Genomic DNA, 12,353 nt, shown 5'->3' on the forward strand with positions numbered 1-12,353 from the left:
AAAGGGTTGTCAATAATGGAAAGAAGAGTGCCAATTACGGTTGAAGAAGCTGTTCGTAAAGTAATGGGATTTGCTAATGAGGGATTAAAGGAGCTACTACCTATTGAATTAGCTTACGGACGTATATTAGCGGAGGAGTTAATAGCTGACCATGATGTACCTTCATTCAATCGTTCACCGTATGACGGTTTTGCTATTAGAGCAGAAGATACGAATTTAGCAAGTTATGAAACGCCAATTGTATTTGAAGTAGTGGGGGGAATTGGCGCAGGATCGCTATTCGATGAGAAAGTAGGTCCGTTTCAAGCTGTTCGAATTATGACGGGAGCGCAAATTCCGAATGGGTGTGATGCGGTTGTTATGTTAGAACTGACTCGTCAATATGAGGAGGCTGGCAACAATTATATGGAATTGAAGCGATCATTCAAAGCAGGCGACAATATTTCTTTTCAAGGTGAAGATGCTTGTAAAGGAACGGTTCTTGCAAAGAAAGGATCATACATTAATCCAGGTATATCAGCGCTTCTTGCTACGTTCGGGTATAACGAGGTGCCAGTGGCGAGAAAGCCTGTAATTGGACTATTAGCGACTGGTAGTGAATTACTGGATGTAAATGATTCATTACAGCCAGGGAAAATCCGAAATAGTAATACGTATATGATATTGTCTCAAATTCGAAGAGCGGGCGGAAGAGTAAAATATTTTGGGAAGTTTAGCGATGATTTTCATACATGTTTCACAGCTGTAAAAGAAGCGTTAAGCCAAGTGGATATGCTCATTACAACAGGCGGTGTATCAGTTGGAGATTATGATTATTTACCAGCTATTTACGAAAAGTTAGGTGCATCGGTTCTTTTCAATAAAGTTGCAATGCGACCAGGAAGTGTTACGACTGTAGCGCAATTAAATGGCAAGTTATTATTTGGTTTATCAGGAAATCCATCAGCTTGTTACGTAGGGTTTGAATTATTTGTAAGGCCTTGTATTCGGACGTATATGTTTAGTGAAAAAGCACATGTAAAAAGAGAAAAAGCGTTATTAGGAGAAGACTTTCTAAAGCCAAATCCATTTACAAGGTTTGTACGAGCGAAACTGACATATAACGAAGGCCAGTTAATTGCTTATCCGTCAGGGTTTGATAAATCTAGCTCTGTTTCTTCATTAGCAGAATCGAATGCTTTTATCGTATTGCCAGGCGGGACAAGAGGGTATAAAAAAGATATGTTTGTGGATGTGTTTTTATTGGAAGATAACGAAGGTAGTGAATGGCCTTGGACATTTTGTAAAGTGAGAGGTGGTTCCAATGGGACAAGCGCTATTTGAGATTGTTGATATACCTATTGTAGTTGAAGAAATAACGAATAAAGTCGCAAGAAGAGAAGCAGGTGCAATTACAACTTTTATTGGTACAGTGAGAGAGTTAACAAAAGGAAAACGAACGCTACATTTAGAGTATGAAGCATATAAACCGATGGCAGTAAAACAACTTATGAGAATTGGGGAAGAAATGAATGAAGAGTGGCCGGACGCAAAAGTAGCAATTACGCACCGAGTAGGACGGCTAGAAATCATGGATATTGCGGTAGTCATTGCAGTTTCATCACCGCATCGTAAAGTAGCTTATGAAGCGAATGAATACGCGATTGAACGTATAAAGCGAATCGTCCCAATATGGAAAAAAGAATTTTGGGAAGATGGAACGATGTGGATTGGAGATCAACTTGAAAATACACCTTATCCAGAAGGAAAACCGAAGAAGGAAGAATGAGAAGATGATTACAATTTTACTGTTCGCAAATTTGCGTGAGGAAGTCGGATTCGATCAATTAGTAATTTCCGAAAAACAAGGAATGACAGTTCAGCAATTAAAAGAATGGCTTAAAGCAAACCATTGTTTACAATCGCTTGATAGAGCGATGGTGGCTGTTAATGAAGAGTTTGTAACGAATGAAGAGATGATAAAAGCTGGAGATGTAGTTGCATTCATTCCGCCTGTTAGTGGAGGGTAATAAGTTTTTTCACCGGATGAAGAGCCAAGAAGATGTTGTATATAAATTAGAATACGAGAAGGGATGAGTTTTATGATTACTCAAGAACGAATAATGAATGCGTTAAAACATGTGGAGGATCCAGAGTTACACAAAAGTATTGTAGAATTAAATATGGTTAGAAATATACAAATGAATGGAACAGAGGTTAAACTTGAAGTAGTGCTAACGATTCAAGGTTGTCCGTTAAAAGCAAAAATTCAACAAGATGTGGAAGAGTCTCTTCAGGCAATTGGTGCATCTAAAGTAGATTTGATATTTGGTTCTATGACACAAGAAGAACGAGCTGCGCTAACAGAGAAGTTAAAGAAAAATAGTAGAACAGAAACTGGTATGCCGAGTATGCTTCGCCCTGACTCAGGGGTACGCTTTATTACTGTAACGAGCGGAAAAGGTGGAGTTGGAAAATCAACGGTGACAATTAATCTTGCTACTGCTTTAGCTCGTATGGGCAAAAAAGTGGGGATATTAGATGCAGATATATATGGTTTTAGCATCCCAGCTATGATGGAAACGACTCAAAAACCAACGATGATTGATCAAACAGCAATTCCAGTCGTGAGTCACGGTGTTAAAATCATGTCGATGGGATTTTTTACGGAAGGAAATAATCCGGTTATGTGGCGTGGGCCAATGTTAAATAAATGGATTCAAAATTTCCTTGCGAATACGCACTGGGGAGAATTAGATTATTTACTTCTTGATTTACCACCTGGTACAGGAGATGTTGCCATTGATGTTGCAGCAATGATCCCGCAGGCGAAAGAAATTATCGTTACAACACCACACAATGTAGCTTCATTCGTAGCATCTAGAGTAGGCGTAATGGCAAAACATACGAAACACGAGATTTTAGGTATTGTGGAAAATATGGCTTATTACGAAGAACAAGATGGATCGAAAAATTATCTGTTCGGAAAAGGGGGCGGCGAAATGTTAGCAGAACAATTGCAAACAGAAGTAATCGCACAAGTACCTTTTGCAAAACGTGAAGAAAATAACGGTTCATCTGTATATGATGAAGATTCTCTTGTTGGAGAAGTGTTTACATCGTTAGCAGAAGATATTATTTATAAAGGATAGAGGAGGGATTTTTATGGCTTGTAATATCGATCATTCTATGGAAGATGTAATGAATAAACTTGAAAGTCAGAAGAGTTTTTTACCGGAAGTGATTTTTAAAGAGTTAAAGAGATTTTTGCAACGTAATCATTCACAGGAAATATTAAATGATATCTTTCATCTTCTAAAAAAGTATGACTTAGTTAATGAAGAAGAAAGAGAGACGAGAAATGCGCAATTATTGCTCTTTATAAGATAAATACTCTTTGGCTTTGTTTTTTTACAGGAGGGGTGAATGTAATGGATATGAAAAAGATGATTGAAACGATAGAAGCAACAAAAGTGACTGAAGAAGAATTATCGATTTCTATTTTACATCAAAAGCTTGTGAAGTTATATAGTCAAAAAAATGTTGCTGATTATACAGAGTTATTAAAATATATTTTATCATTATCCGTGCAGATGGAGCTGAATCTCGTATTGAAATATTTTGGTGTGCGCCCGGTTGTTGCTGCGGATGAGCGTATGCAATTTCAAGAGATATTTAAATGCTTAGCTCAGAAAGATGATAATGGGGAATGGTTTCTAAATTTTGTTTCTTTATATGTAGGGCTAATTGTAGTTCTTCAATTTGATGAGAAAGTAATTGAGAGAAGTTTTTTCGATAATATGGTAGTGGGTGAAGGGAATGAAATATAAGATCCTGCTCATAATATCTTTCTATATTAATTGCTTTAACTGCGATTTTAGTTGGTTATGTAAATATGAAGGTAACTAATTAATAAAAAGTGTTCTTCAGTTGTTTCCATCGTTTTTTCATGTTACCATTAAGCGAATTTTTCATAGGGAGAGAAAGCGATGAAATGGATTTATTTTATTATTATTAATGTTATAGCTTTTAGCCTTATGGGGCTTGATAAACGAAAAGCGAAGAAGAAACAGTGGAGAACGCCAGAAAGTACGTTGTTTTTATCAGCGGCAGCTGGGGGAGCAGTTGGTGCTTGGATCGGTATGTATATGTTTCACCATAAAACACATAAAAAGAAATTTGTTTTCGGTATACCGTTACTTGTCGTTATAACAGTATGTTTACTTTTTGCTGTATGAGAAATGTCGAAAGAATCGCAGATTGATTATTGGTAAAGTGAGCACGTGGGACCTTATAATGGAGAAAAATGAGAAGAGGAGAAAAAGGAAGATGGGGAGTCAATCAGCACAGCAAAAAAAAGGGATTATATATGCGGCTGGTGCTTATACGATGTGGGGAATTCTACCAATCTATTGGAAATGGGTTGAGGAAGTTCCGGCAGATGAAATATTAGCACACCGCATCGTTTGGGCGTTCGTTTTTATGTTACTTGTATTAGGTGTTACGAAGAGGTTTCGTCAGTTTATTGGAGAGTTCGTGAATCTTTTTAAACGACCTAAATTATTAATGTCATTAACAATAGCTTCAGTCTTGATTAGCGGAAACTGGTTTGTCTATATATGGGCCGTTAATCATAATCATGTCATTGAAGCAAGTCTTGGATATTATATTAATCCGCTTATTAGTATTTTACTTGGTACAGTTGTTTTAAAGGAAAAGTTAAACTTTTGGCAATATGTTGCAGTTGGTTTAGCTGGAGTAGGGGTTATCATTTTAACAGTGCGTTTCGGATCTATTCCGTGGGTTTCTTTATCACTTGCCTTTTCATTTGGATTATATGGATTAACGAAAAAATTGTTAAATTATGATGCGACAATTGGTCTTACGATGGAAACGATGTTAGTGACGCCGTTTGCAATGATTTATCTCGTTATGACTGGAGCGCATGGATTCGGTTCATTTGGATCTATTTCCATGTTATCAACGTTACTATTAATAGGAGCAGGCATTGTTACAGCATTACCACTTTTTTATTTTGCAAAAGGAGCACAACTTATTCCGCTTTATATGGTAGGGTTTTTACAATATATTGCACCGACGATTAGTTTAATTTTAGGTGTATTCGTATTTGGTGAACATTTCACATCTACTCATATGATGGCATTTTTCTGTATATGGGTTGCATTATTTGTATTCTCAGTAGCGAAAACAAAGTTTTTAGTGCAGAAACAACCGAAATTTATAAAAAATAAATCAGCAAAAGTATCATAATGCGTAGTATTTTCTACGCATTTTTCTTTATACTGATACTATATAGAATTTCCATTATAGCTAGTAGGGAGCTGAGAACGTGGAAACAATTTTACATAATGATCCGCTTATGGCCGCTGTAATTTCATGGTTTTTAGCACAATTAACGAAAGTAGTCTTTAAATTAGTCAAAACGGGTGAATTTGATTTTGCAAAGTTTTTCGCTTCAGGTGGGATGCCAAGTTCTCATGCTTCAACTGTTACAGCACTTGCGACAGGTGTTGGCGTAGTGGAAGGTGTGGAAAGTACCTTATTTGCTATTGCTGCTATCTTTGCAATAATTGTTATGTATGATGCTTCAGGGGTAAGACTTGCAGTAAGTAAACAGGCGAAAATATTGAATGAATTTTTTCACGGTAGACAAACAGAATATAAGAAATTAAATGAACTTGTCGGGCATACACCGTATGAAGTAGTAGTCGGTGCTTTAGTAGGGATAATTGTCGGAGTAGGATATTGTTTATGAGCAGAACATTTTATATGTTCTGCTTTTCTTTGTTTTCATACATATTCAGCTACCTTTTTGAATATCGTTATACGGATTTCGAAAGGGTGGGTGAGTAACTTGTTATTATATGAAAAAGTGCATGAAGAAATAGCGAGAAGAAAAACTGCGCTTCAAACGATGCAACGGCAAGATGGTACGTGGCGGTTTTGTTTTGAAGGGGCTCCATTAACAGATTGTCATATGATTTTTTTATTAAAATTATTAGGTAGAGATAAAGAGATAGAACCGTTTGTAAAAAGATTAGCATCACTTCAAACAAATGAAGGAACGTGGAAATTGTATGAAGATGAAGTTGGTGGTAATTTATCTGCTACAATTCAATCTTATGCGGCCCTACTTGCTTCGGAAACATATACAAAAGAAGATGCGAATATGAAGCGAGCGGAAATGTTTATAAATGAGCGCGGGGGGGTAGCGCGTGCTCATTTTATGACGAAGTTTTTATTAGCAATTCACGGAGAGTATGAATATCCTTCACTCTTTCATTTACCAACGCCAATCATGTTTTTACAGAATGATTCTCCCTTCAGTATATTTGAATTGAGTAGCTCAGCACGTATCCATTTAATTCCGATGATGCTGTGTTTAAATAAAAGATTTCGAGTAGGGAAAAAGTTATTGCCAAATTTAAATCATATTGCGGGCGGAGGCGGAGAATGGTTTCGGGAGGATCGGTCTCCGTTGTTTCAAACGTTATTAGGTGATATGAAACAAATCCTATCATATCCACTTTCGTTACATCATAAAGGATATGAGGAAGTAGAACGTTTTATGAAAAAGCGTATTGATGAAAATGGAACGTTATATAGTTACGCAACTGCCTCGTTTTATATGATTTATGCGTTACTCGCGTTAGGACATTCTCTTCAATCATCAATAATTCAAAATGCTATAACCGGGTTAACATCTTATATATGGAAGGTGGAAAGAGGGAGTCATTTGCAAAACTCTCCTTCAACTGTATGGGATACGGCTTTACTCAGCTATGCGTTACAGGAGGCCCACGTGCCGAAAGATAATAAGATGATTCAACATGCAGCAGCATATTTATTAAAAAAACAGCATACAAAAAAAGCGGATTGGAGCGTACATGCTCCGGCGCTTACTCCAGGAGGTTGGGGCTTTTCGGATGTGAATACGACTATTCCGGATGTTGATGATACAACAGCTGTGCTAAGGGCATTGGCACGAAGTAGAAGAAACGAAAATGTAGATAGTGCTTGGCAGAAAGGAATCAATTGGGTTAAAGGATTACAAAATAATAATGGTGGCTGGGGAGCGTTTGAAAAAGGTGTGACGAGCAATATATTAGCAAATTTACCAATCGAAAATGCAAGCGATATGATTACAGATCCTTCTACACCAGATATTACAGGGAGGGTGTTAGAGTTTTTTGGGACATATGCGCAAAATGAATTGTCTGAAAAACAAAAACAAAGTGCGGTAAATTGGTTAATGAATGTACAAGAGGAAAATGGATCGTGGTTTGGGAAATGGGGTATTTGTTATATATATGGTACGTGGGCTGTTATGACTGGTTTACGGTCACTAGGAATTCCATCTAGCAATCCTTCATTGAAACGAGCAGCTTTATGGCTTGAACATATACAGCATGAAGATGGTGGGTGGGGGGAATCTTGCCACAGTAGTGTGGAGAAAAGGTTTATTACTTTGCCATTCAGTACACCATCCCAAACAGCATGGGCGTTAGATGCTCTCATTTCTTATAATGATACAGAAACACCAGCTATTCGAAAAGGTATTTCATATTTGCTTGCGAATTCTAATGGTAATGAAAAATATCCTACCGGAACAGGTTTACCAGGTGGGTTTTATATTCGTTATCATAGCTATACATATATATATCCACTACTTACTTTTGCACATTATATAAAAAAATATAGAAAATAAACCGAGAGATGTCTCTCGGTTTATTTTGTTGGGTAGTAGGTCCCTGTTGAAAAGAATAAGGTTATGCTTTCCTTATTTTTCGTTTGACTGGCGTTTTTGACGTGCATTAGCGGCATTTGCACGTGCGTTTGCTTCTAAGTCATTGTGGTCAGCGAGCTCACGAGAGAACTCAACATCAATGCCATCAGTAGCTTTGTTTTGTTTGAAATTTTTTTTGTTCATTCGACACAATCTCCTTGCAGTTTATGCGACGTTGCAAAGTTAGTTTGACACAAATAGACTTTTTTATACAAAGAGGAATTGGAAAGGAAAAAGCCGAAATATACAGTATAAGTAATAGAAATGAGGGATAGGGATGGAATTTTTAAATGGGAAAACAGCTGTTGTAACAGGAGCTGCACAGGGAATTGGAAAAGAGATTGCAAGAGTTTATGCAAAACTAGGGGCTAAAGTATTAATTAGCGATGTAAATGAAGAGAAGCTACAAAAAACGACACGTGAGTTATCGGATGAAGGATATGAAGTGAGCTTATATCGATGTGATGTGAGTAATCAAAATGAAGCGAAGTCGTTAATTGAATATGCGGTTCAAAAATTCGGAACATTACATATATTGGTGAATAATGCTGGGATTACAAGAGATGCAATGTTACATAAAATGGAGAAGTCTGCTTGGGAACAAGTATTACAAGTAAACTTAACTGGTGTTTTTTATTGTATGCAACCAGCACTTCTTTACATGAGACAACAAGGGTATGGACGCATTATTAATATATCTTCAATCAGTAGAGAAGGAAACATAGGTCAAGCAAATTATGCGGCTACAAAGGCAGGAGTTGTAGGTTTAACGAAAACAGCAGCGAAAGAAGTTGGAAGTTTCGGTATTACTTGTAATGCGATTTGTCCCGGGTTTATGGATACAGATATGACAAAAACGATACCAGATAAAGTGAAAGAAAAGATGGTTGGCGCGATTCCAGTTGGTAGAATTGGAACCCCGGAAGATATTGCGAACGCAGCGGCCTTTTTAGCATCAGAATACGCGTCCTATATTACAGGAGAAGTATTAAATGTGAGCGGGGGACTGCAAGTTTAAATGAATACATAATGAAAAAGAACCTGACCGGATAGGCCAGGTTCTTTTTCATTAGTTTAAGTTGAGCCAAACGCTCTTCACTTCTGTATAGTTATTTAATGCGTAAGATCCCATTTCACGACCAAGACCGGATTGTTTAAATCCTCCAAATGGAGATGCTGCATCAAAGACGTTGTAACAGTTTACCCATACTGTACCTGCACGTACTTTACTTGCAACATAGTGTGCTGTCTTAACATTTTCTGTCCATACACCAGCTGCCAATCCGAATTGTGATTTATTCGCACGTTCAATTACTTCATCAATATCGTTAAACGGTATTGCAGAAATAACTGGACCGAAAATTTCTTCTTTTGCGATCGTCATTTCATCATTTACATCAGCGAATACGGTAGGAGAAACAAAGTAACCGTGATCGAATGGATTACTTCCTCCGCAAAGTACTTCAGCGCCTTCTTCAATCCCTTTTTCAATGTAGCCCATTACACGTTTTTGTTGTTCTTCAGAAACGAGAGGACCAATTGTAGTATCTGGATTTAGGCCAGCACCTTGATTTAGTTTTTTAGAATAGAGGACGAGATCAGCCATGACATTATCATACATTTTCTTCGGAACAAATAAGCGTGATCCAGCAGAGCATACTTGTCCTTGGTTAAACATAACACCAGAAAGTGCACCAGGAATCGCGCGAGATAAATCAGCATCTGGCAAGATGATATTTGGTGATTTACCGCCTAACTCAAGTGTAACGCGTTTTAATGATTCGGATGCTTGTCTCATAATTTGTTTACCGACTGGAGTAGAACCAGTAAATGCAATTTTATCAACGAGTGGATGATTAACGAGAGCTTGTCCAGCTGATTCACCGAACCCAGGTACGATATTAATAACACCTTTCGGGAATCCAGCTTCTTCAATTAATTCAGCTAAGTATAGAGCGGATAGTGGAGTTTGTTCTGCAGGTTTTAAAACGATTGTACATCCTGTAGCAAGTGCCGCTCCCATTTTCCACATTGCCATAAGAAGAGGGAAGTTCCAAGGGATAATTTGACCAACAACACCAACCGCTTCATGGCGTGTATAGTTAAAGTAGTCACCGGAAACAGGAATTGTTTGACCAACGATTTTCGTCGCCCAGCCAGCATAATAGCGCATATGCTCAATTGCAAGTGGTATGTCTGCTGCCATTGTTTCACGGATTGGCTTTCCGTTATCTAACGTCTCAAGCTGTGCAAGCTCTTCTTTATGTTCTTCCATTAAATCAGCTAACTTGTACATAAGACGGCTACGCTCAGCAGTGCTCATACGAGACCAAGGACCTTCGTCAAAAGCCATGCGAGCTGCGACTACAGCTTTATGAATATCTTCGCGACCAGCTTCAGAAACGATGGCAAGTGTTTCGCCAGTTGCTGGGTTAGGTGTTTTAAACGTTTTACCGGAAGCGCTTTCGACGAAAGATCCATTCACATATAACTTTTTCGTACCTTGAAGAAACTTTTCTACCTTTTCATGAAGATTTACAGCTAGTTGACTCATAGTATAACCCCCTTGAAAATATAATGTAAACGCAGTACGAGACGGCGTTTATTCCGAAATCAAGGATGTAGGAACTAGATGGAAAGCCTCTAATTAAAATCATAATTAACAATTACTGAAAATTCAAATTTCATTTGTGTTACAATTGTGAAAAATATGTAATGTAAGAGAATCTTCTATATGATTATAAAAAATCCTGCTTGTTTTTGCTTTCTAGTAGGAAAAACTAGAGGAACAATGGTACAATAATACATCGTGAGAGGAGGGAGAAAATGAAGAATTATCATGATGATCCACGCTTTCGAATCGCCCATAGAGAAGCGTTAATTGGTCTTGGACTTGCTATTATTAATTTTATAATATGGTACGGATTTGCTTATGGGCTTGGTAGTAAAAATCCAAGTGAATATACATACATATTCGGTTTTCCAGCATGGTTTTTTTATAGCTGTATCGTTGGATTTGTCGTTATGGTTATTTTACTTAGTTTAGTTGTTCGTTTTGTATTTCAAGATATTTCACTCGATGAGGAAGAAAAAAGTGAGGAATAATAGATGAATTGGTATGTAATCATTCCAATGATAATTTCATTTATCGTTGTGTTTTTAATTGGTGTATATGCTTCAAGACGCGTACAAGCGACTGCTAATAATAAATTTTTACAAGAATATTTTCTTGGTGGGCGTGAACTTGGCGGTTTATTATTAGCGATGACAATGATTGCTACGTACGGTAGTGCTAGTAGCTTTATTGGTGGTCCAGGTATTGCGTACAATATGGGCCTCGGATGGGTATTATTATCTGCGATTCAAGTTGTAACAGGGTATATCGTTTTAACGGTTATCGGTAAAAAGTTTGCAATTATCGCTAGGAAGATGGAAGCCATTACTCTTATCGATTATTTAAAGGGAAGATACAATAATAAAGCAGTTGTTATACTTTCAGCGTTATGTATTATTATCTTCTTATTTTCAGCAACAGTAGCTCAATGGGTCGGCGGTGGCCGATTAATTGAATCACTAACGGGTCTATCTTATACAACAGCACTATTTTTATTTACTTTTTCTGTACTTGTGTACGTATTAATTGGTGGATTTCGTGCAGTTGCGCTATCAGATACATTACTAGGTATTATCATGTTAGTTGGAACGACAATCATTTTAATTGCTACTGTCATTGCCGGTGGTGGAATTGAAAAGATTATGCAGGAACTTGTTCAAATCAATCCGAATTTAATTACACCATTCGGAGCAGATGGTAGTTTAACGAAATCATATGTTACATCGTTTTGGATTTTAATTGGAATTGGCGTTGTCGGTTTACCGCAAATTAGTGTGCGTGCCATGTCTTATAAAAATTCAAAAGCGATGCATCAAGCGCTTATAATTGGAACGATTGTTGTAGGTACAATTATGATCGGTATGCATTTAACGGGTGTATTTGCAAGAGTCGTACTTCCGGGTATAACGGTACCAGATAAAGTAATGCCGCTACTCGCGATGGAAGTGTTGCCACCTTGGTTAGCGGGAGTTTTCTTGGCTGCACCAATGGCAGCGATTATGTCTACAGTAAACTCGCTATTGTTACTTGTAAGTTCGTCAATCATTAAAGATATATACGTAAATTACATAAATAAAGATGCGGCAGACAGTACGATTAGAAAAGGAAGCTTATGGATTACTGCTATCGTAGGACTGCTCGTTTATGCAGCAGCAATTAAACCACCAGATTTTTTAATATGGTTAAATTTATTTTCTTTCGGTGGATTAGAAGCAGCATTCATTTGGCCAATCGTATTAGGGTTATATTGGAGTAAAGGAAATGCAAGAGGAGCGCTTGCCTCTATTTTAGTTGGGGTAGGCTCATATATGTGCATTCATCTTCTCTACCCAAATCCGTTCGGTATACATACAGTTGTCTTCCCGATTTGTTTTGCGTTTATCGCTTATATCATTGGAAGTATGATTGCTGTGAAGAAAAATAGTATAGGTTAGATGAAGAACGTAGTCCTTA

Annotated in this window: 15 protein-coding genes; 13 read left to right on the plus strand and 2 right to left on the minus strand. The window is 37.4% G+C overall.

Annotated features, from left to right (window positions below; translation table 11 throughout):
• Positions 1-15: 15 nt before the first annotated feature.
• The 10 genes from moeA (at position 16) to QCI44_RS10145 (ending at position 7,708) form a co-directional block, all read left to right on the plus strand.
• Entirely contained in the window at positions 16-1,323 is a 1,308-nt protein-coding gene (gene moeA, locus QCI44_RS10100; protein ID WP_016135117.1) for a molybdopterin molybdotransferase MoeA, read from the plus strand.
• Complete coding sequence (moaE, locus tag QCI44_RS10105) at positions 1,304-1,768, plus strand: molybdopterin synthase catalytic subunit MoaE (protein ID WP_016135116.1); 465 nt, start codon at positions 1,304-1,306, stop codon at positions 1,766-1,768. Before moeA ends, moaE begins: the two co-directional genes overlap by 20 nt.
• 4 nt (positions 1,769-1,772) lie before the next feature.
• Positions 1,773-2,009 (plus strand): molybdopterin converting factor subunit 1, encoded by a 237-nt coding sequence (gene moaD, locus QCI44_RS10110; RefSeq protein WP_016135115.1) that lies wholly within the window; start codon positions 1,773-1,775, stop codon positions 2,007-2,009.
• A gap of 72 nt (positions 2,010-2,081) precedes the next feature.
• A complete protein-coding gene (locus QCI44_RS10115; protein WP_353811103.1) occupies positions 2,082-3,131 on the plus strand; it encodes a P-loop NTPase in 1,050 nt (349 codons plus the stop codon).
• Positions 3,132-3,144: 13 nt separating this feature from the next.
• Positions 3,145-3,369, plus strand: a complete 225-nt coding sequence (locus tag QCI44_RS10120; RefSeq protein ID WP_016086862.1) for a hypothetical protein — start codon at positions 3,145-3,147, stop codon at positions 3,367-3,369.
• Between the two features lie 41 nt (positions 3,370-3,410).
• Positions 3,411-3,809 (plus strand): hypothetical protein, encoded by a 399-nt coding sequence (locus QCI44_RS10125; RefSeq protein WP_016086863.1) that lies wholly within the window; start codon positions 3,411-3,413, stop codon positions 3,807-3,809.
• A gap of 159 nt (positions 3,810-3,968) precedes the next feature.
• Positions 3,969-4,217, plus strand: a complete 249-nt coding sequence (locus tag QCI44_RS10130; protein WP_016086864.1) for a DUF1294 domain-containing protein — start codon at positions 3,969-3,971, stop codon at positions 4,215-4,217.
• Positions 4,218-4,308: 91 nt separating this feature from the next.
• Complete coding sequence (gene rarD, locus QCI44_RS10135) at positions 4,309-5,250, plus strand: EamA family transporter RarD (RefSeq protein ID WP_016086865.1); 942 nt, start codon at positions 4,309-4,311, stop codon at positions 5,248-5,250.
• Between the two features lie 79 nt (positions 5,251-5,329).
• Positions 5,330-5,755, plus strand: a complete 426-nt coding sequence (locus tag QCI44_RS10140; RefSeq protein ID WP_016086866.1) for a divergent PAP2 family protein — start codon at positions 5,330-5,332, stop codon at positions 5,753-5,755.
• A gap of 99 nt (positions 5,756-5,854) precedes the next feature.
• The gene (locus QCI44_RS10145) at positions 5,855-7,708 is read left to right on the plus strand and encodes a terpene cyclase/mutase family protein (RefSeq protein ID WP_353811104.1); all 1,854 of its coding nucleotides are present in this window, start codon (positions 5,855-5,857) and stop codon (positions 7,706-7,708) included.
• Positions 7,709-7,780: 72 nt separating this feature from the next.
• On the opposite strand, the gene QCI44_RS10150 is transcribed toward QCI44_RS10145, so the two are convergent.
• Positions 7,781-7,930, minus strand: coding sequence for a YfhD family protein (locus QCI44_RS10150; protein ID WP_016135114.1), 150 nt, complete (start codon positions 7,928-7,930; stop codon positions 7,781-7,783).
• 133 nt (positions 7,931-8,063) lie between these two features.
• Between QCI44_RS10150 and fabG the strand changes: the two genes are divergently transcribed.
• A complete protein-coding gene (fabG, locus tag QCI44_RS10155) occupies positions 8,064-8,804 on the plus strand; it encodes a 3-oxoacyl-ACP reductase FabG (RefSeq protein WP_016086869.1) in 741 nt (246 codons plus the stop codon).
• 51 nt (positions 8,805-8,855) lie between these two features.
• Here the strand turns inward: fabG and dhaS are convergent, their stop codons facing one another.
• Positions 8,856-10,340, minus strand: coding sequence for an aldehyde dehydrogenase DhaS (dhaS, locus tag QCI44_RS10160; protein WP_016135113.1), 1,485 nt, complete (start codon positions 10,338-10,340; stop codon positions 8,856-8,858).
• 272 nt (positions 10,341-10,612) lie between these two features.
• On the opposite strand from dhaS, the gene QCI44_RS10165 reads away from it, so the two are divergent.
• Both QCI44_RS10165 and panF read left to right on the plus strand, forming a co-directional pair.
• The gene (locus QCI44_RS10165) at positions 10,613-10,891 is read left to right on the plus strand and encodes a YhdT family protein (RefSeq protein WP_016086871.1); all 279 of its coding nucleotides are present in this window, start codon (positions 10,613-10,615) and stop codon (positions 10,889-10,891) included.
• Between the two features lie 3 nt (positions 10,892-10,894).
• Positions 10,895-12,334 (plus strand): sodium/pantothenate symporter, encoded by a 1,440-nt coding sequence (gene panF, locus QCI44_RS10170; protein WP_016135112.1) that lies wholly within the window; start codon positions 10,895-10,897, stop codon positions 12,332-12,334.
• Positions 12,335-12,353: the final 19 nt, after the last annotated feature.

Source organism: Bacillus cereus group sp. RP37 (assembly GCF_040459695.1).
Classification (GTDB): Bacteria; Bacillota; Bacilli; order Bacillales; family Bacillaceae_G; genus Bacillus_A.